We start from the raw sequence: 18,174 nt of genomic DNA, 5'->3' as shown, positions 1-18,174 counted from the left end.
CGCGGCCGTGTTCGGGTCGGTCGCCGGCCCTGACGCAGGCAGGGGTTTGGATGTTTATGCGGACCAAACCCTACTGGACGCTATTTGGGGTCGCGCGGGGAGGGTGCCCAACGCGCCGCTACTGACCCCGAAGGGGTGGTTCCGCCGTCCGGGGGACGGTGCGAATGGCCCTGAGGGGGCTCCTCCGGAAGACATCTGACGGCCCCTGACCTCGGCGTCCCGCACCCTGCGGCTAGCGTGGCCGGATGCCGTACTTCGACAGCGCGTCCGCCGCTCCCCTGCACCCCGTGGCCCGGCAGGCGTTGCAGGCCTCCCTCGACGAGGGCTGGGCCGATCCGGCCCGGCTGTACCGGGAGGGCAGGCGCGCCAGGCTGCTGCTGGACGCGGCGCGCGAGGCGGCGGCGGAGGCCGTGGGGTGCCGGGCGGACGAGCTCGTGTTCACTCCTTCGGGGACGCACGCGGTTCACACGGGCGTCGCCGGGGTCCTCGCGGGCCGCCGGCGCGTCGGGGGCCATCTGGTCGTATCGGCGGTCGAACACAGTTCTGTGCTCCAAGCGGCGGCGGCGCACGCGACGGCGGGCGGCTCCGTCACCGAGGTCCCGGTGGACCGGCTGGGCGCGGTGACGGCGGCGGCCTACCGCGCGGCGGTGGGCGCGTCCACCGCGCTGGCCTGCCTCCAGTCGGCCAACCACGAGGTGGGCACGGTCCAGCCGGTGGCCGAGGTGGCCGAGGTGTGCGCGGCGGCCGGGGTGCCGTTGCTCGTGGACGCGGCGCAGTCGCTGGGCTGGGGGCCGGTGGAGGGCGCCTGGTCGGTGCTCGCGGCCAGTGCGCACAAGTGGGGCGGACCGCCGGGGGTCGGGCTTCTGGCCGTGCGCAAGGGGGTCCGGTTCTCCCCGCAACACCCCGCGGACGAGCGGGAGTCGGGCCGCTCCCCCGGTTTCGCGAACCTCCCCGCGATCGTGGCCGCGGCGGCTTCGCTGCGGGCGGTGCGGGCGGAGGCCGAGGCGGAGGCCGCCCGGCTGCGGGTACTGGTCGACCGCGTCCGGCGGCGGGTGGTCCGGCTGGTGCCGGACGTGGAGGTGGTCGGCGACGCGGACCGCCGGCTCCCGCACCTGGTCACGTTCTCCTGCCTGTACGTCGACGGCGAGAGCCTGCTGCACGAGCTGGACCGGGCCGGCTACTCGGTCTCCTCGGGCTCCTCGTGCACCAGCTCCACCCTGACCCCCAGTCACGTGCTGCGGGCGATGGGGGTGCTGTCGGAGGGGAACGTACGGGTGTCCCTGCCCGTGGGGACGACGGCGGAGGAGGTCAACGGCTTCCTGGAGGTGCTGCCGGGCGCGGTGGCGGGCGTACGGGAGAAGCTGGGCGTGCGCGAGGCCCCGGCGGCGGCTCCGGTGGCGGACTCCGTGGAGCTCGACGCGCTCGGGCTGCGGTGCCCCCAGCCGGTGATCGAGCTGGCCCGGGCCATCGGCACGGTGCCGGTGGGCGGGACCGTGACGGTGCTGTCGGACGACGAGGTGGCCCGGCTGGACATCCCGGCGTGGTGCGCGATGCGGGGGCACGCCTACCTGGGCGAGGCGCAGCGCCCCGCGGGCGTGGCGTACACGGTCCGGCGCCTGGTCTGAGCCCGGCGGGAACGCGACCGGACCCCGCCGCGCAAGGGCGGCGGGGTCCGGTCGGTACGGCGGTGGTGCCTAGGAGAGGTGCGCCCGGACCTCGGCGGCGGCCTCGTCGCCGTAGGCCTTGGTGAAGCGCTCCATGAAGTGCGCCCGGGCCAGGGTGTACTCCTGGGTGCCGAGGGTCTCGATGACCAGCGTCGCCAGCATGCAGCCGACCTGGGCGGCCCGCTCCAGGCCGACGCCCCAGCCGAGCCCGGTCAGGAAGCCGGCGCGGAACGCGTCGCCGACGCCGGTCGGGTCGACCTTCGCGTTCTCCTCCGGGCAGCCGACCACGATCGGGTCCTCGCCGGCGCGCTCGATGCGCACGCCGTTGGACCCGAGGGTGGTGACGCGGGTGCCGACCTTGGCGAGGATCTCCTCCGCGGTCCAGCCCGACTTCGACTCGATGAGGCCCTTCTCGTACTCGTTGGAGAAGAGGAAGGTCGCACCCTCCATGAGGGTGCGGATGTTGTCGCCGTCCATGCGGGCGATCTGCTGCGAGAAGTCGGCGGCGAACGGGATCCCGCGCGTCCGGCACTCCTCGGTGTGGCGCAGCATCGCCTCGGGGTCGTCCGCGCCGATCAGGACGAGGTCGAGCCCGCCGACGCGGTCGGCGACGGCCTTCAGCTCGATCAGGCGGGCCTCGCTCATCGCGCCCGTGTAGAAGGAGCCGATCTGGTTGTGGTCGGCGTCCGTGGTGCACACGAAGCGCGCGGTGTGCAGCACCTCGGAGATGCGGACGGACTCGGTGTCGACGCCGTGCCGGTCGAGCCAGGCCCGGTACTCGTCGAAGTCGTAGCCGGCGGCGCCGACCAGGACCGGGCGGCTGCCGAGCTGCCCCATGCCGAAGCAGATGTTCGGGCCGACACCGCCCCGCCGGACGTCGAGGTTGTCGACGAGGAAGGAGAGGGAGACCGTGTGCAGCTGGTCCGCGACCAGCTGGTCGGCGAAACGGCCGGGGAAGGTCATGAGGTGGTCAGTGGCGATGGAGCCGGTGACTGCGATGCGCACGGCGTGGACGCTCCTGCGGAGGACGGCAAGGGGACAGTCAAAACTACCCGGTCGAGGGCCCTGAGCCGACCGGCCGAAACTACCCCGTAGTAGCTCTTTCTTCACGGGAGTCCGGGTGCCTACGGTGCCCTCATGACCTACACCGACGGTTTCGCCTCCCCCGAGTACACCGCCGACGTGCGCGGTGCGGAAGGTTCCCGGCAGCCCGGTTTCGCCGGTTTGCTTGGCGACTGCGCCCGGATGGCGCCGCACTGGGCGGTTCCGGCGGGTCCCCGCCCGGTCCGGGTGGCGGCCTCGGAGCTGCACGGGATCAGCGTCCCGCCGTCCTCGGCCCGCCTGATCGCCTCCACGGCGGCGTACGGGGACCAGTAGGTCTCACGGAGGCGGGGGGAACCGCTTCCGCGTCTGTTCCGTCACACCCGTATCAGTACGACGGACAGGTGAAGGAGCGATGCGGTGACCAGCGAAGAACCCGACACATCACGCGGCACACGACGGCGGCCGGCCTGGGCCATCGGCTCGATCGCGGCCGCCGTCCTGCTCGCGGGCGGCGGTACGGCGTACTGGGCGTCCACCGCCCACGGCGACGGCGCCACGGGAGACCGTACGGCCGACGCGGCGGCCTCCGCGCCCCGCGAGGCCGGGGCCCCCTCGGGTCCGGGCATCGCGCCCGGTGAGCCCGACCCGTCCGGCGGCGGGGTGGTCTACCGGGCGGACGTGAAGCTCCCGGAGGCTCCGGCGACGGCGCCGGCCTTCGCCGCGTCCGGCGAGGTGACGGCCGAGGAGGTGTCCCGTCTCGCGGTGGCCCTCGGCATCACCGGCGCCCCGCGGCTGACGGGTGACTCCTGGCTGGCCGGGGAGGCCGCGGACGGCTCCGGGCCCCGGCTCACGGTGACCCGTACGGCCCCCGGTACGTGGAACTTCTCCCGCTTCCAGGGCCGGGACCCGGGCTCCGGCAGCGGGGTCGGGGACGACTGCGTGCGCGGCAAGGACACCTGCGGCCCCGCCACCCTCCCGGGGGCCGGCGGGAGCGGCGCCGGGGCCGGCGCCGCCGCTTCCGGCGGGCCCGTCCCGGAGGAGGCCGCCAAGGCCGCCGCGGCTCCGGTGCTGGCGGCCGCGGGCCAGGCGGGGGCGAAGCCGGACGCGCGCCTGACGCAGGGCTCGGTGCGGGTGGTCGCCGCGGACCCGGTGGTCGGCGGCCTGCCCACGCAGGGCTGGTCCACGCGGGTGGGCGTGGGCGGCGACGGGTCGGTCGTGTCGGGCAGCGGCGAGCTGAAGGCGCCCGTGCGGGCGGCCGAGCAGCCGGTGACGGGCGCCGTGGAGGCGCTGGCCCGGCTGAACGCGCGGTCGGGCGGTGCGGACGGCGCCGGCCCGGCGCCGAGCGCCTGCGCGACCTCCGTCCCGCTCCAGCCGGACACCACGGCCGGGGCCACGGACACGCTGCCGTGCAAGCCGGAGCCGCGGCCGGCGAAGCCGCCGCGCACGGAGACGGTCAAGGGCGCGGTGCTGGGGCTGGCCCCGGGGACCGTGGACGGCGTGCGGGGCCTGGTGCCGGCCTGGCACTTCGAGGTGGCGGGCAAGGACGGCGGTCCCGGCCGCACGGTGACGGAGCCGGCGGCCGCCGAGGAGAGTGCGCCGGGGCCGAAGGACGGGCGGACCGTGCCCGGGTTCTCGTACGCGGAGGCGGACCGGAAGCTGACCGTGAACTTCTGGGGCAGCCCGTGCAGCACGTACGCGGTGGAGGCGCGGGAGCAGGCCGGATCGGTCCTGGTGAAGATCACGGACACGCCGACCAAGCCGGGCCAGGCCTGCATCATGGTCGCGCAGGAGACGGCGCTGACGGCCACGCTCCAGCAGCCGCTGGGTGACCGGAAGGTGCTCGACGCGACGACGGGCAAGCCGCTGCCCCGCCAGTAGGGCGGTCGCGGTACGCGACGAGGGCCCGCCACCGGTCGGTGTGACCGGTGGCGGGCCCTCGTCGTACGCGGGGGTGTCCAGGCCTAGCTGAACGAGTCGCCGCAGGCGCAGGAGCCGGTGGCGTTCGGGTTGTCGATCGTGAAGCCCTGCTTCTCGATGGTGTCGACGAAGTCGATGGAGGCACCGTGCAGGTACGGCGAGCTCATCCGGTCGGTGACGACCTTCACTCCGTCGAAGTCCTTGACCACGTCGCCGTCGAGCGAGCGCTCGTCGAAGAAGAGCTGGTAGCGCAGGCCGGAGCAGCCGCCGGGCTGGACGGCGACGCGCAGCGCCAGGTCCTCGCGGCCTTCCTGGCCCAGAAGGGTCCTGACCTTTTCGGCGGCGGCGTCGGACAGGAGGATGCCGTCGCTCACGGTGGTCTTGTCGTCCTGTACGGACATCTGCATTCACTCCCGAAGTGGGCGGCTCCCCGCCTTCAGGCAGGGAAACGTCGGACTCTTGCCGTCGGTGGCAACGAGCGGGGCCGCGGATTCATTCCGGACCCGACGCTTGTTTCAGACATTCATGCTCGCACACCGGGCGCGGAGGCGGGATCCGTGAAGCCGCGGGCTAATTCGTCACATTGACACTATCGGCATCGTCAAACTGACGTGAAGCGGCTATGATAGATAACGTCAAATAGACGAGAAGTCGAAGCGAAGTCTCAGAAGTCCCGAAGTCCTTCGTCGCAGAACAGAAAGGGTGCGTGTCGTGACCACCGCCCAGCCTTTGGACGTCCAGCCGACGCCGCTTGCCCTGCTGCTGCTCGGCCGCGAAGCCGACCCGAAGAGCGAGCGCGGGGTGGAATGCCCCGGTGACCTGCCCTCTCCGTCGGACCCGAACCTCGTGGCGCGCGCCCGCGCGGCCAAGGAGAAGCTCGGGGACAAGGTCTTCATCCTCGGCCACCACTACCAGCGTGACGAGGTCATCGAGTTCGCCGACGTCACCGGCGACTCCTTCAAGCTCGCCAAGGACGCCGCCGCCCGGCCCGAGGCCGAGTACATCGTCTTCTGCGGCGTCCACTTCATGGCCGAGTCGGCGGACATCCTGACCTCGGACGACCAGAAGGTCGTCCTGCCCGACCTGGCCGCCGGCTGCTCGATGGCCGACATGGCAACCGCCGAGCAGGTCGCGGAGTGCTGGGACGTCCTGACGGAGGCGGGTGTCGCCGGTTCGACGGTGCCCGTCTCGTACATGAACTCCTCCGCCGACATCAAGGCCTTCACCGGCAAGCACGGCGGCACGATCTGTACCTCGTCCAACGCGAAGAAGGCCCTGGACTGGGCCTTCGAGCAGGGCGAGAAGGTCCTCTTCCTCCCGGACCAGCACCTGGGGCGCAACACCGCCGTCCGCGACATGGGCATGTCCCTGGACGACTGCGTGCTCTACAACCCGCACAAGCCGAACGGCGGCCTGACCGTCGAGCAGCTCCGCGACGCCAAGATGATCCTGTGGCGGGGGCACTGCTCGGTGCACGGCCGGTTCTCGGTCGACTCGGTCAACGACGTGCGCGCCCGCATCCCCGGCGTGAACGTCCTGGTCCACCCCGAGTGCAAGCACGAGGTCGTGGCGGCCGCGGACCAGGTCGGCTCGACGGAGTACATCATCAAGGCGCTGGAGGCGGCCCCGGCCGGCTCCAAGTGGGCCATCGGCACCGAGCTGAACCTGGTCCGGCGCCTGGCGAACCGTTTCGCCGCCGAGGACAAGGAAGTCGTCTTCCTCGACAAGACGGTCTGCTTCTGCTCGACGATGAACCGCATCGACCTCCCCCACCTCGTGTGGACCCTGGAGTCCCTGGCCGAGGGCAACCTCGTGAACCGGATCCAGGTCGACAAGGAGACGGAGAGCTTCGCGAAGCTCGCCCTGGAACGGATGCTCGCGCTCGCCTAGGACACGGCGGGTGCGCGGGGCGGGGCCCCCGGGCCCCGCCCGCCCCCACCCACACCCCCGCGGGGGGGGCCCCCCGCGGGGGCGCCCCCCCCGGCGGGCACGCCGGCGCGGGGGCGGCCCCCAGCGGGTGCGGGGGGGGGGCGCGCCGGCCGCGCGCGGGGCGCGCCCCCCCCCCCCCCCCCCCCCCCCCGGGGGGGCCGGGGGGGGGGCCCCCCCCCTCCGTGCCGTCAGACGTCGGCGGGAGCCTCCTCACGGGCCGGGGGGACCACCGGCTGCGCGGCCGCGCGGCGCTCGGCGCGCTTGGCGGCACGGCGCTCCTTGCGGAGCTCGACCATCGTGTAGAGGGTCGGCACCAGGAGCAGCGTCAGCAGGGTCGAGCTGACCAGGCCGCCGATCACCACGACCGCGAGCGGCTGCGAGATGAAGCCGCCCTCGCCGGTGACGCCGAGCGCCATCGGGAGCAGGGCGAAGATCGTCGCGAGGGCCGTCATCAGGATCGGGCGCAGGCGGTGCCGTCCGCCCTCGACGACCGCCTCGACGACGCCCAGCCCCTGGGCGCGGTACTGGTTGACCAGGTCGATCAGGACGATCGCGTTGGTCACCACGATGCCGATGAGCATCAGCATGCCGATCATCGCCGGGACGCCCATGGGGGTGCCGGTGACGATCAGCAGGCCGAGCGCGCCGGTGGCCGCGAACGGGATGGAGACCAGCAGGATCAGCGGCTGGATCAGCGACCGGAAGGTCGCGACCAGCAGCATGAACACGATCGCGATGGCCGCGAGCATGGCCAGGCCGAGCGAGGCGAACGCGTCGTCCTGGTCCTCCGAGACGCCGCCGATGGACGCCGTGGCGCCGTCGGGCAGGTCCAGTGCCTTGAGCTTGGCCTGGAGCTCGGTGCTGACCGCGCCCGTGTTGTCGCCGGTCGGCTTGGCGGTGACGGTGGCGGCGCGGGCGCCGTCGATCCGGGTCATGGCGACCGGGCCGGGGACCACCTTGACCTCGGCGACGTCGCCGAGCCTGACCGGTCCGACCGGGAGCGCCTGGAGTTCGGCCAGGGTGGTGGCCGGGACGGCGGACCTGATGACGATGTCCCGCTCGGTGTCGTCCAGTACGGCCTTGCCCGCGGGGTTGCCCCGTACGGCCTGCGCGACGATCGCGCCGAGCGCGGCCTGGTTCAGGCCCGCGTCGGCGGCCTTGGGGGTGGCCGTCACCGAGATCCGGGGGACGGACTGGGACAGGTCGCTCTGCACGTCGGTGACGTCGTCGAGGGTGGCCACCTCCGCGCGGACCTGCTCGGCGGCCTTGGCGAGGACGTCGCCGTCGCCCGCCTTGACGACCACGCTGAGGTTCTGGCTGCCGAAGCCGTCGCCCGCCGAGATCCTGGTCTCGCCGATGCCGTCGAGTCCGGCGAGCGCGCCCTCGATGTCCTTCTTCACGGCGGCCGCGTCGCCGGCGTCCTTCAGGGTGACCTGGAAGGAGGCCTGGTTGGAGCCGGTGCCGCCGCCGAAGGCGGCGAGGAAGCCGGAGGAACCGACGGTGACCTGCTGACTCTTGACGCCCTTGACCGAGGCCAGGGCCGTCTCGACCTTGCGGCTCGCCTCGTCGGAGGCGGCCAGCGAGGTGCCCGGGGGGAGCTCCTGCTTGATCGTCAGGACGTCCTGCTCGCCCTGGTCGAAGAAGTTGGTCTTCAGCAGCGGGGTCATCCCGAAGGTGGCGACGAGCACGACCACCGCGACGGCCACACTGGTGAGCCGGCGCCGGGTGGCGAAGCCCAGGACCCGTACGTAGAACCGCTGGAGGCGGCTGCGCGCCTCCTTCTCCTCCGCCTCGCGGCGGGCCTTGGCGGCGCTCTCCGCGTCTCCGACCGTCACGCCCTTGGGGGCGCTGAGGAACCAGTACGAGAGCACCGGCACGACGGTGAGGGAGACGACCAGCGAGGCCAGCAGGGCCGCGGTGACGGTGAGCGAGAAGGAGCCGAAGAGCTCGCCGATCATGCCGCCGACCAGGCCGATCGGCAGGAAGACGGCGACGGTGGTGAGCGTGGAGGAGGTGACCGCTCCGGCCACCTCCTTCACCGCGGTGAGGATGGCGGCCTCGCGCTCCTCGCCGTAGCCGAGGTGGCGCTTGATGTTCTCCAGGACCACGATCGAGTCGTCGACGACGCGGCCGATGGCGATGGTGAGCGCGCCCAGGGTCAGCATGTTGAGCGACAGGTCGCGGGTCCACAGCACGATGAGCGCGAGGACGACCGAGAGCGGGATGGAGACCGCGGTGACCAGCGTCGAGCGCACGGAGGCCAGGAAGACCAGGATCACGATCACCGCGAAGACCAGGCCGAGCAGGCCCTCGGTGGTGAGGCTGGAGATCGACTTGGCGACGGCCGGGCCCTGGTCGCTGACGACCGTCAGCTCGGCTCCGGCGCCGAGGGCGGAGCGCAGCTCGGGCAGCTTGTCCTTGACGGCGTCCGAGATGGCGACGGCGCTGCCGTCCTTGTCCATGGTGAGGACGAGGGCGAGGCTGGGCTTGCCGTTGGTACGGGTGATCGAGACGGCCTTGGCGGGCTCCTGCTTCACCGTGGCGACGTCGGCGAGGCGGACGGCGGGCTTGCCCGGGCCGGGGCTGAGGCGCAGGTCCTCCAGCTGGGCGAGCGAGGTGTAGCCGGAGCCGACGCGCACGGTGCGGTTCTTGCCCTGCTCGTCGAAGGAGCCGGCGGGGACGGCCGCGCCGCCGGCCTGCAGGCCCTGGGCGAGGGCGGCGCCGTCGAGGCCGGCTGCCGCGAGCCTGGCGTCGTCGGGGGTGACGGTGACCTGGAGGTCCTGGACCCCGTCCACGGTGACCTGGCCGACGCCCTCGATGTCCGACAGGACGGGGACGACGGAGCCCTCCAGCTGGTCGGCGAGCGCCTGCTGGTCCTTGCCGGAGGTGACGGCCAGGATGACGGTCGGGATGTCGTCGGTGGAGCCGGCGACCACCTGCGGGTCGACCTCGGCGGGCAGCCGGACGCGGGCCCGGTTGACGGCCTGCTGGACGTCGGCGACCAGCTGCTTGGTGCCGCTGTCGCCGTAGTCGAAGGTGGCCATGACGAGGGCGTTGCCCTCGCTGGCGGTGGACGTGATGCCGGTGATGCCGTCGACGCCCTTGAGCATGGCCTCGATCGGTTCGACGACCTGCTTCTCCACCACGTCGGGCGAGGCGCCCTGGTACGGCGCGAGCACGGACACCATCGGCAGTTCGATGGACGGCAGCAGCTGCTGCTTGAGCTGCGGAACGGCTATGGCGCCGAAGAGGAGCGCCACGAGCGACACGAGGCCGATCAACGGCCTTTGGGCAAGGCTGAAGCGGGACAGCCAGGACATGGATGGGATCTCTCTGCAGTGGTGGAGGCGTGGCCTCCCAGCCTTTCCCATGCCCGGAGCGGGCTGCGTCGCTCGCAGGTGCCGTCCTTATGTGCGGCATACCGCGCCCGCAGTACGCCGTACTACTGCGCTCGGCCGCGCGCTACTCGGTGCGCGGGCGGACCAGGCCCGATTCGTACGCAATGACCACCAATTGGGCCCGGTCGCGGGCGCCGAGCTTGGCCATGGCCCGGTTCACGTGGGTCTTGACGGTGAGCGGGCTGACCTCCAGCCGGCCGGCGATCCCGTCGTTGGACAGCCCCGAGGCGACGAGGACGAGGACCTCGCGCTCGCGGCCGGTGAGCGCCGCGAGGCGCTCGGAGTGCGCGGAGCCGGTGGCGGGGGCGTCGGCGCCGCCGCCCTGCGCGAGGAAGGTGGCGATGAGGCCGCGGGTGGCGGCCGGGGAGAGCAGCGCGTCGCCCGCGGCGGCGACGCGGATGGCGTTGAGCAGTTCGTCGGGCTCGGCGCCCTTGCCGAGGAACCCGGAGGCGCCCGCGCGCAGGGCCGCGACCACGTACTCGTCGACCTCGAAGGTCGTCAGCATGACGACGCGCACCGCGGCCAGCTCCGGATCCGCGCTGATCATGCGGGTGGCGGCGAGCCCGTCGGTGCCGGGCATCCGGATGTCCATGAGGACGACGTCGGGGCGCTCCCTGCGGGTGGCCTCGAAGGCCTCGGCGCCGTCCGCGGCCTCGCCGACGACCTCCATGTCGGGCTCGGAGTCCACGAGCACCCTGAAGGCGCTGCGCAGCAGCGCCTGGTCGTCTGCGAGCAGGACGCGGATGGGCGCGTCGGCGGTCGGTTCCGTCGGAGTGTGGTCCACGGGGTGAGCGTACGTCCGGGCCGGCGGGCGCCCGCCCCGCGGCCCGGGGCGGGCCGGTCAGCCCAGGGCGAGCACCACCAGGGCCGTGGTCGCCGCGACCTCGGCGAGGGCGCCGAAGACGTCCCCGGTGACCCCGTCGAAGCGCCGTACGCAGCGCCGCAGGAGCAGTTCCGCCGCGCCGAGGGCGGCCAGCACGGCGGCCGCGTGCGCGACGGCGGACGGCAGCCCGAGCGGGAGGGCGCAGGCCGCGGCGAGCAGCACCGTGAGCCCGGTGAGCGCGGCGGCGGCGCCCCGCGGGACCACCCCGGCGACGGCGGCGCCGAGGCCTCCGGGCCGGGCGGGCGGGACGCCGTCGCGGGCGGCCACCGTCATGGCGAGCCGGGCGGCCACGGCGGCGGTCACGGCGGCGAGGGCGCCGCGGACCCAGCTGTCGGCGTAGGCGTCGGCCAGGGCGGCGACCTGGACGAACAGCACGAGCACCAGGGCCACGACACCGAAGGGGCCGATGTCGGACTGCTTCATGATCCGCAGCGCGTCCTCGGCCGGTTTGGCGCTGCCCAGCCCGTCCGCGGTGTCGGCGAGCCCGTCGAGGTGCAGCCCCCGGGTGAGGGCGGCCGGTACGGCGACGGTCACGGCCGCGGCGAGCAGCGGTCCCCCGCCGGCCACCAGCAGCAGCGCTCCGGGGACGGCGGCGAGGAGGCCGACGGCCAGTCCGGCGAGCGGGGCGCAGGCCATGCCGGTCCGGGCGGCGGGCCGGTCCCAGCGGGTGATGCGGGCGGGCAGCACGGTGAGGGTGCCGAACGCGAAGCGGACGCCGTCGCGCAGCGAGGCGCGTTCTGGCGGCGGCGCCATGGGCGGGTCATCGAACGAATCTTTCATCGGCGCGAACGCTACCGGTCCGCGCCGGGCGGTAAGTTACCCATTACGGGCAAAATCGGTATCCGGCCACCTCGTATCTGGCCGGAGAGGGAGCGGATGCGATGGGTCAGTGGTGGTACCGCAACATCATGGAACCGGGGAAGCTGCCGCTGCTGCTCGCGCTGCTCTCGTTCGTCATGTCGTTCCTGGTCACCCGCGTGATCACCCGGCTGATCAGGGCGGGAAGGGGGCCGTTCAAGAACGTCACCCCCGGCGGGATGCACATCCACCACGTGGTGCCGGGCGTCATCCTGGTGATCATCGGCGGCTTCGGGGCGGTCGCCAGCGCCCGGCACAGCTTCGGCGCGGCCCTCTCGGCCGTCATCTTCGGCCTGGGGGCGGGCCTGGTCCTGGACGAGTTCGCCCTGATCCTGCACCTCGACGACGTCTACTGGAGCGAGCAGGGCCGCAAGAGCGTGGAGATCGTGGTGCTGACGGCCGCCCTCGTGGCGCTGGTCCTCGGCGGGTTCGTGCCGTTCGGGGTGAACGACCTGACCCCCGAGGAGCGGCAGAGCCGCGGCCTGGTGGTCATGAACACGGCCACCAACTTCTTCCTGGCGCTGATCGCCCTGTGGAAGGGCAAGGCCCGTACCGCCTTCTTCGGCACGGTCATCCCGTTCGTCGCGCTGATCGGCGCGGTCCGCCTCGCCCGGCCGGACTCCCCGTACGCGAAGCGGTTCTACGGGAAGCGCCCCCGCGCCCGCGCCAAGGCGGCGCTGCGCGCCTTCCACCACGACCGGCGCTGGTCCGCGCCGCGCCGGAGGTTCGAGAACTTCATCGGCGGCACCCCCGACGAGGAGCGGGCCGTCGCCGCGGCGCCGGAGAAGCCGCCGGGAGGCTGAGCCGGCGGGAACCCACCGGATTCCGGGACCCAACGGCGGCGGGCCCGCCCCCGTTGCGGGGGCGGGCCCGTGGTGCCGGTCGGTCGCGGCGCCCGGCCCGGGATCGGGCGCGGGACTCAGCCCGGGATCAGGCCGTCGTCGGCGAGCATGTCCCGGACCTCGTCCAGGCCGGCGTCCGGCCCGGGCAGGATCAGCTCGGACGGCTCCAGCGCCTCGTCCGGCAGCGGGTCGCCGAGGCGCCGCACCGCTTCGAGGAGCGCGCCCAGCGTGCGCCGGAAGCCCTCCTCGTCGCCGCTCTGCACCTCGGCGAGCAGCTCGTCGTCCAGCTTGTTGAGCTCGGCGAGGTGGCCGTCGGCCAGCTCCACCTGCCCCTCCCCCATGATGCGGACAATCATGACGGGCCCCGTCCTACTGCTTGTCGAACCGGTGCTGGGTCTGCGGCGGCTGGGCCGTGCCCGGGGCGCCGCCCTCGATGGCCGACTGCTGCGCGGACGAGCCGCCCGCCAGCTCGGCCTTCATCCGCTGGAGTTCGAGCTCCACGTCCGTACCGCCCGAGAGGCGGTCCAGCTCGGCCTGGATGTCGTCCTTGGAGCCGAGGCCGCTGCGGTCGTCCAGCGCGCCGGAGGCCAGCAGCTCGTCGATCGCGCCGGCGCGGGCCTGGAGCTGGGCCGTCTTGTCCTCGGCCCGCTGGATGGCCAGGCCGACGTCGCTCATCTCCTCGGAGATCCCGGAGAAGGACTCCGCGATCCGGGTCTGTGCCTGGGCCGCGGTGTAGGTGGCCTTGATGGTCTCCTTCTTCGTCCGGAAAGCATCCACCTTGGCCTGCAGGCGCTGCGCGGCGAGGGTCAGCTTCTCCTCCTCGCCCTGCAGGGTCTGGTGCTGCACCTCCAGGTCGCTGACCTGCTGCTGGAGGGAGGAGCGACGGGCCAGGGCCTCGCGGGCCAGGTCCTCGCGGCCCAGGGCGAGGGCCTTGCGGCCCTGGTCCTCCAGCTTGGCCGACTGGCCCTGCAGCTGGTTCAGCTGCAGCTCCAGGCGCTTGCGGGAGGTCGCCACGTCGGCGACTCCGCGGCGTACCTTCTGAAGCAGCTCCAGCTGCTTCTGGTACGAGTAGTCGAGGGTTTCGCGCGGGTCCTCGGCCCGGTCAAGGGCCTTGTTCGCCTTCGCGCGGAAGATCATCCCCATACGCTTCATGACACCGCTCATGGGCTTCGCGCGCCCCCTTCTGACGGACTTCGCTCCAGGTCACCAACAAGACCCACAGTACGGGCCCTGTCTCCATTACCGCACTGTTCGAGCACGGATGCGCTCCTCCTCCAGGACGACTACACCCGCGCCCTGTCAGGCGTAAGGAGTAGGTGATCCCAGGAGAAGGGGCCCACCGGACGGACCGTGCAACTGGAAGACGCCCGCCGTTGCCGGATCGTTCCCCACCGGGGTGGGGCACGTGCCCGCAACCACGTAGGCTTGGGTTTTGTGTTTGGTAGCCGCTCCTCCAAGGAAGAGAAGGCCGCCGCCACCGACAAGGTGAGCGCCGACCTCTCGCAGCCCCGTGACCCGCAGGCCCCGAAGGGCCGCCCTACGCCGAAGCGTGCTGTGGCCCAGTCGCAGCGCAAGGCCGTGGTGGCCTCGACCGGCAATCGCAAGGAGGATGCCAAGCGAGCCCGTGAGCGCCGTCGCGTGGACATGGCGAAGCAGCGCGAAGCCCTCGCCAATGGCGACGAGCGTTACCTGCCCGTCCGCGACAAGGGCCCGGTCCGCCGGTTCGTCCGCGACTACGTGGACTCCCGCTTCTCGGTCGCCGAGATGTTCCTGCCGCTGGCAGTGATCATCCTGGTGCTGAGCATGGTGCGGGTCCCCTCGATCCAGAACATCGCGCTGATGCTGTGGCTCGGCGTGATCGCGCTGATCATCGTCGACTCCGTCGGCCTCGTCTTCCGCCTGCGCAAGGCGCTGAACCTGCGCTTCCCGGACGAGCCCCGCCGCGGAGCCGTCGCGTACGGCCTCATGCGCACCCTCCAGATGCGCCGGCTGCGCCTGCCCAAGCCGCAGGTCAAGCGCGGGGAACGGCCCTGAGTTCAGTGGCGCCCGGAGCCACGGCTCCGGGCGGGGGCTTCTCCGAGGGCTCCCGCATCTGGCTCGAAGGGCTGGGCGGACTGCGCAACGCGGTCCGCCAGGAACTCGTCGGGCGCCAGGTCGAGGAGCAGATCGCGCACCGCTTCCCGGTCGGGCAGCGGCTGCGCGTGCTCGACGTCGGCATGGGCCAGGGCACGCAGGCCCTGCGCCTGGCCCGCGCCGGGCACAAGGTGACCGGTCTGGAGCAGGACCCCGGCATGCTCGCCGTCGCCCGCGAGGCGCTGGCCCAGGAGCCCGCCGGGATCCGCGACCGGGTCCGCCTCATGGAGGGCGACGGCCGCGAGACCGGCGCCCACTTCCTGCCGGGCAGCTTCGACGTGGTGCTGTGCCACGGGGTGCTGATGTACGTGCCGGAGGCGGACGCCATGCTCGCCGGGCTGGCCCGGATGCTCGCTCCCGGCGGACTGCTGTCCCTGCTGGTGCGCAACGGCGACGCGCTCGCCATGCGGCCCGGGCTGGGCGGCGACTGGACGGGCGCGCTGGCCGCCTTCGAGAGCCTCGACTACACGAACCGGCTGGGCCTCGACGTGCGCGCCGACCGGCTGGCGGGGCTGACGGCCACGCTGTCGGGCATCGGGGCGCCGCTCCAGGCCTGGTACGGGGTGCGCGTCTTCACCGACGGGACCGAGGCCGGCGAGACCCTCCCGCCCGACGAGGAGCTGGAGCGGCTGCTGGCCGCCGAGGACCGCGCCGGGCGCACCGACCCCTACCGCGGGGTCGCGGCGCTGCTGCACCTGTGCGGCGTACGGGGCTGACCCTCCGGGCTCCGGCCCGGGGGACGCGGGCCGAGGGATCCGGGCCCGCGGGCCCTCCGGGAGCGGGCGACCGCTCCCGGAGGCGAACCGCTCAGGCGTCGAGCGCCGCGCGCAGGCTCATCGTGTAGAGCTCGGTCCCGCTGTCGTCGGACAGCTTCACCTGCTCGGTGCCGCCCTCCAGCAGGTCCTTCCAGTACTCCCCGATCCAGGACTCCGCGTCGCCCTGCGTGGTGAACTCCTCCGGCACCACCGACGGGCTCGCCTCGCTGCCGTCGGCCGTCTCGAACCGCCACGTCCACGCCATGTCCGCCTCCGTTGCTCGTCCGCTGTCCGCTGTTCGCGCGCTTCTCGCCTTGAGTGTGCCCGCAGAGTAACCGGGCGCGCAGCTCTCTCGGCGACGCGGGAGGATCATCCTGTGGAACTCACTCTGCTCGGCACCGGCACACCCGAGGGGCTGCCCCGCCCCGGCTGTCCCTGCGCGGCCTGCGCGCTCTCCGTCGGCACCCGGTCCCGCGCGGCCACCGCCGTCCTCGTGGACGGCGCGCTGCTGCTGGACCTCACCCCCGGGGCGGTCCTGGCGGGCGCCCGGGCCGGGCATTCCCTGGCCGGCGTCCGGCAGGTCCTGCTGACCCACCCGCACGACGGCCCCCCGGTGGAGCTGCCGCCCGGGCTGCCGGCCGCCGGGCGGGTGCCGGACGGCCGGGAGCTGGCGGTGATCTCGGGGCACCGGGTGCGGGCGGTGCCGATGGACGCGCCGGGCACCGGGTACGAGGTGACCGGCCCGGACGGCAGCCGGCTGCTGTACCTGCCGCCCGGCGGGGCCCCCGCCGGCACCAACGGCACGACCGGGCAGCGCCCGTACGACATGGTCCTCGCGGACGTCCTCGGCCGGCCCGGGGCGCTGGCCAGGCTGCGGGCGAGCGGCGCGATCGGCCCGGCCACGGACGTGATCGCCGTACACCTGGACCACGACACCCCGCCGGGCCGGGAGCTGGAGCGGCGCTGCGCGGCCGCCGGGGCACGGGCGGTGCCGGACGGCACCACGGTGATCGCCGGGGAGTACCACGCGGCGCCGGACCTGCCGCGGCGGACGCTGGTGCTGGGCGGGGCCCGCTCGGGCAAGTCCTTCGAGGCCGAACGCCGCCTCGCGGCCTTCCCCGACGTGGTCTACGCGGCCACCGGCGGCGCCCGGGACGGGGACACGGAGTGGGCCCGGCGCGTCGGCCTGCACCGGGAGCGGCGCCCGGCGACCTGGCGGACGGTGGAGACCTGCGACCTGGTCCCGCTGCTGGCCGAGGCCGGGCCGCCGCTGCTCGTGGACTGCCTGGCGCTGTGGCTCACCGACGCGATGGACCGGGCCGGTGCCTGGGACGACGAGGTGTGGGCCAAGGGCGGCCACCAGCAACTGGAGGAGCGTGCGGCGGAGTTGGCGCGGGCGGTCCGCACGGCCCGGCGTCCGGTGGTGCTGGTCAGCAACGAGGTGGGCTCCGGGATCGTCCCGGCGACGTCCTCGGGACGGCGCTTCCGCGACGAACTGGGCCGCCTCAACACCGCGGTCGCCGCCGAGTGCGAGCACGTCCTGCTGGTGGTCGCCGGACAGGCGCTGGTGCTGAAGGACTGAGCCGGCCGGCGGCACCTGACCGATCCTCACCGCGCCCCCAAGGGGAGGGCCTCACCGGCTGTACGCTCTGCCAGATGAGCACGCTGAATCTCGACGACTTCTCCGATCTGATCGAGCGCCCCGACGGGGGCGTCCGGCGTGATGCCGAGGAACGCCGTGAACGGCTGGCCGTGCCGCCCGGCGCGCTGGGCCGGCTCGACGAGCTCGCCGAGTGGCTCGCCGCCGCGCAGGGGCAGGTGCCGGTCAAGCCGATCGAGCACCCCCGCGTCGTGCTGTTCGCCGCCGACCACGGGATCGCCGCCGAGGGCGTCTCCGCCCGGCCCGCCGGGAGCGCCCACGCGCTGGTGCGGGCCGTGCTCGACGGGGCGAGCCCCGTCGCCGTCCTGGCCCGCCGGTCCGGGGCGACCGTACGGATCGTCGACGCCGGGCTCGACTGCGACCCGGGCCTGCTCCCCGACGACGTGGTCAAGCACCGCGTACGGCGCGGCAGCGGCCGGATCGACGTCGAGGACGCCCTCACCGTCGAGGAGGCGCGCGACGCGCTGCGCCTCGGGATGCGCATCGCCGACGAGGAGGCGGACGCGGGAACGGACCTGGTGGTCCTCGGGGACCTCAGCGTCGGCGGCACCACGGTGGCCGCCACCCTCGTCGCCGCCCTGTGCGGGACGGACGCCTCCGTGGTCACCGGACGCGGCGGCGCGCCGATCGACGACCTCGCCTGGATGCGCAAGTGCGCGGCGATCCGCGACGCGCTGCGCCGGGCCCGGCCGGTCCTCGGCGACCAGGTCGCGCTGCTGGCGGCCGTCGGCGGCGCCGACGTGGCCGCGATCACCGGCTTCCTCCTCCAGTGCGCGGTGCGGCGCACCCCCGTGATCCTCGACGGCGTCGTCTCGGCGGCCTGCGGACTGGTGGCCCAGCGGGCCGCGTTCCGGGCTCCGGACTGGTGGCTGGCCGGTCAGGCGAGCGGCGAGCCGGGCCAGGCGAAGGCACTGGACCGCATGGCACTCAACCCTGTACTCGACCACGGCGTCACAGTGGGCGAGGGAACCGGGGCGCTGCTGGCCCTCCCCCTGGTCCAGGCGGCCGCCGCACTCGCGGCGGAACTCCCGGAACGGGCGGCGCAGGAACCGACGGAATGAGCCGCCGGGGTCCGCGGCCCTGACCAGGCC

The 18,174-nt window shown here is 73.6% G+C and carries 17 protein-coding genes; 9 read left to right on the top strand and 8 right to left on the bottom strand.

Going from position 1 to position 18,174, the window contains the following annotated elements:
* Window positions 1-245 precede the first annotated feature (245 nt).
* Window positions 246-1,625, top strand: coding sequence for an aminotransferase class V-fold PLP-dependent enzyme (locus tag ACZ6S8_RS06345; RefSeq protein ID WP_469453018.1), 1,380 nt, complete (start codon window positions 246-248; stop codon window positions 1,623-1,625).
* A gap of 69 nt (window positions 1,626-1,694) precedes the next feature.
* Here the strand turns inward: ACZ6S8_RS06345 and ACZ6S8_RS06340 are convergent, their stop codons facing one another.
* Complete coding sequence (locus ACZ6S8_RS06340; protein WP_469453016.1) at window positions 1,695-2,669, bottom strand: carbohydrate kinase family protein; 975 nt, start codon at window positions 2,667-2,669, stop codon at window positions 1,695-1,697.
* 132 nt (window positions 2,670-2,801) lie between these two features.
* Between ACZ6S8_RS06340 and ACZ6S8_RS06335 the strand changes: the two genes are divergently transcribed.
* Window positions 2,802-3,041 (top strand): hypothetical protein, encoded by a 240-nt coding sequence (locus tag ACZ6S8_RS06335; RefSeq protein ID WP_469453014.1) that lies wholly within the window; start codon window positions 2,802-2,804, stop codon window positions 3,039-3,041.
* 84 nt (window positions 3,042-3,125) lie between these two features.
* The gene (locus ACZ6S8_RS06330; RefSeq protein ID WP_469453012.1) at window positions 3,126-4,586 is read left to right on the top strand and encodes a hypothetical protein; all 1,461 of its coding nucleotides are present in this window, start codon (window positions 3,126-3,128) and stop codon (window positions 4,584-4,586) included.
* An 83-nt stretch (window positions 4,587-4,669) separates the two neighbouring features.
* On the opposite strand, the gene ACZ6S8_RS06325 is transcribed toward ACZ6S8_RS06330, so the two are convergent.
* Window positions 4,670-5,026 (bottom strand): HesB/IscA family protein, encoded by a 357-nt coding sequence (locus ACZ6S8_RS06325; RefSeq protein WP_267720836.1) that lies wholly within the window; start codon window positions 5,024-5,026, stop codon window positions 4,670-4,672.
* Window positions 5,027-5,327: 301 nt separating this feature from the next.
* Between ACZ6S8_RS06325 and nadA the strand changes: the two genes are divergently transcribed.
* The gene (gene nadA, locus ACZ6S8_RS06320) at window positions 5,328-6,515 is read left to right on the top strand and encodes a quinolinate synthase NadA (protein WP_469453010.1); all 1,188 of its coding nucleotides are present in this window, start codon (window positions 5,328-5,330) and stop codon (window positions 6,513-6,515) included.
* Between the two features lie 227 nt (window positions 6,516-6,742).
* On the opposite strand, the gene ACZ6S8_RS06315 is transcribed toward nadA, so the two are convergent.
* The 3 genes from ACZ6S8_RS06315 to ACZ6S8_RS06305 all read right to left on the bottom strand — a co-directional run bounded on the left by ACZ6S8_RS06315 (window position 6,743) and on the right by ACZ6S8_RS06305 (window position 11,588).
* Entirely contained in the window at window positions 6,743-9,874 is a 3,132-nt protein-coding gene (locus tag ACZ6S8_RS06315) for an efflux RND transporter permease subunit (RefSeq protein ID WP_469453008.1), read from the bottom strand.
* 142 nt (window positions 9,875-10,016) lie between these two features.
* Window positions 10,017-10,736 (bottom strand): response regulator, encoded by a 720-nt coding sequence (locus ACZ6S8_RS06310; protein WP_469453006.1) that lies wholly within the window; start codon window positions 10,734-10,736, stop codon window positions 10,017-10,019.
* 57 nt (window positions 10,737-10,793) lie between these two features.
* Window positions 10,794-11,588, bottom strand: coding sequence for an adenosylcobinamide-GDP ribazoletransferase (locus ACZ6S8_RS06305; protein WP_469453004.1), 795 nt, complete (start codon window positions 11,586-11,588; stop codon window positions 10,794-10,796).
* A gap of 128 nt (window positions 11,589-11,716) precedes the next feature.
* On the opposite strand from ACZ6S8_RS06305, the gene ACZ6S8_RS06300 reads away from it, so the two are divergent.
* A complete protein-coding gene (locus tag ACZ6S8_RS06300; protein ID WP_469453002.1) occupies window positions 11,717-12,496 on the top strand; it encodes a hypothetical protein in 780 nt (259 codons plus the stop codon).
* Window positions 12,497-12,612: 116 nt separating this feature from the next.
* Here ACZ6S8_RS06300 and pspAA read toward each other — a convergent pair whose 3' ends face one another.
* On the bottom strand, window positions 12,613-12,891 hold the full coding sequence (gene pspAA / locus ACZ6S8_RS06295; RefSeq protein ID WP_469453000.1) for a PspA-associated protein PspAA: 279 nt from the start codon (window positions 12,889-12,891) through the stop codon (window positions 12,613-12,615).
* 13 nt (window positions 12,892-12,904) lie between these two features.
* Window positions 12,905-13,699 carry a PspA/IM30 family protein gene (locus tag ACZ6S8_RS06290; RefSeq protein WP_383922141.1) on the bottom strand — a complete coding sequence of 265 codons (795 nt, stop codon included), beginning with the start codon at window positions 13,697-13,699 and terminating at the stop codon, window positions 12,905-12,907.
* Window positions 13,700-13,960: 261 nt separating this feature from the next.
* On the opposite strand from ACZ6S8_RS06290, the gene ACZ6S8_RS06285 reads away from it, so the two are divergent.
* Both ACZ6S8_RS06285 and ACZ6S8_RS06280 read left to right on the top strand, forming a co-directional pair.
* The gene (locus ACZ6S8_RS06285) at window positions 13,961-14,569 is read left to right on the top strand and encodes a DUF3043 domain-containing protein (RefSeq protein WP_469452998.1); all 609 of its coding nucleotides are present in this window, start codon (window positions 13,961-13,963) and stop codon (window positions 14,567-14,569) included.
* 71 nt (window positions 14,570-14,640) lie between these two features.
* Entirely contained in the window at window positions 14,641-15,384 is a 744-nt protein-coding gene (locus tag ACZ6S8_RS06280) for a class I SAM-dependent methyltransferase (RefSeq protein WP_469453565.1), read from the top strand.
* Window positions 15,385-15,475: 91 nt separating this feature from the next.
* On the opposite strand, the gene ACZ6S8_RS06275 is transcribed toward ACZ6S8_RS06280, so the two are convergent.
* Window positions 15,476-15,688 (bottom strand): hypothetical protein, encoded by a 213-nt coding sequence (locus ACZ6S8_RS06275; RefSeq protein ID WP_267720825.1) that lies wholly within the window; start codon window positions 15,686-15,688, stop codon window positions 15,476-15,478.
* 111 nt (window positions 15,689-15,799) lie between these two features.
* On the opposite strand from ACZ6S8_RS06275, the gene ACZ6S8_RS06270 reads away from it, so the two are divergent.
* Together ACZ6S8_RS06270 and cobT are read left to right on the top strand one after the other, a co-directional pair.
* Entirely contained in the window at window positions 15,800-17,005 is a 1,206-nt protein-coding gene (locus ACZ6S8_RS06270; RefSeq protein WP_469452996.1) for a bifunctional adenosylcobinamide kinase/adenosylcobinamide-phosphate guanylyltransferase, read from the top strand.
* A gap of 74 nt (window positions 17,006-17,079) precedes the next feature.
* Window positions 17,080-18,144 (top strand): nicotinate-nucleotide--dimethylbenzimidazole phosphoribosyltransferase, encoded by a 1,065-nt coding sequence (gene cobT, locus ACZ6S8_RS06265; RefSeq protein ID WP_469452994.1) that lies wholly within the window; start codon window positions 17,080-17,082, stop codon window positions 18,142-18,144.
* Window positions 18,145-18,174: the final 30 nt, after the last annotated feature.

Source organism: Streptomyces sp. NPDC048461 (assembly GCF_055587105.1).
This window is presented reverse-complemented; position numbering and strand designations above follow the sequence as displayed.

Excerpts from the sequence above, each read along its gene's own strand:
- ACZ6S8_RS06315 (WP_469453008.1), bottom strand. The coding sequence starts at position 9,874 with ATGTCCTGGCTGTCCCGCTTCAGCCTTGCCCAAAGGCCGTTGATCGGC.
- cobT (WP_469452994.1), top strand. The coding sequence starts at position 17,080 with ATGAGCACGCTGAATCTCGACGACTTCTCCGATCTGATCGAGCGCCCC.
- ACZ6S8_RS06300 (WP_469453002.1), top strand. The coding sequence starts at position 11,717 with ATGGGTCAGTGGTGGTACCGCAACATCATGGAACCGGGGAAGCTGCCG.
- ACZ6S8_RS06335 (WP_469453014.1), top strand. The coding sequence starts at position 2,802 with ATGACCTACACCGACGGTTTCGCCTCCCCCGAGTACACCGCCGACGTG.
- ACZ6S8_RS06275 (WP_267720825.1), bottom strand. The coding sequence starts at position 15,688 with ATGGCGTGGACGTGGCGGTTCGAGACGGCCGACGGCAGCGAGGCGAGC.
- ACZ6S8_RS06305 (WP_469453004.1), bottom strand. The coding sequence starts at position 11,588 with ATGGCGCCGCCGCCAGAACGCGCCTCGCTGCGCGACGGCGTCCGCTTC.
- ACZ6S8_RS06290 (WP_383922141.1), bottom strand. The coding sequence starts at position 13,699 with ATGAGCGGTGTCATGAAGCGTATGGGGATGATCTTCCGCGCGAAGGCG.
- ACZ6S8_RS06325 (WP_267720836.1), bottom strand. The coding sequence starts at position 5,026 with ATGTCCGTACAGGACGACAAGACCACCGTGAGCGACGGCATCCTCCTG.
- ACZ6S8_RS06345 (WP_469453018.1), top strand. The coding sequence starts at position 246 with ATGCCGTACTTCGACAGCGCGTCCGCCGCTCCCCTGCACCCCGTGGCC.
- pspAA (WP_469453000.1), bottom strand. The coding sequence starts at position 12,891 with ATGATTGTCCGCATCATGGGGGAGGGGCAGGTGGAGCTGGCCGACGGC.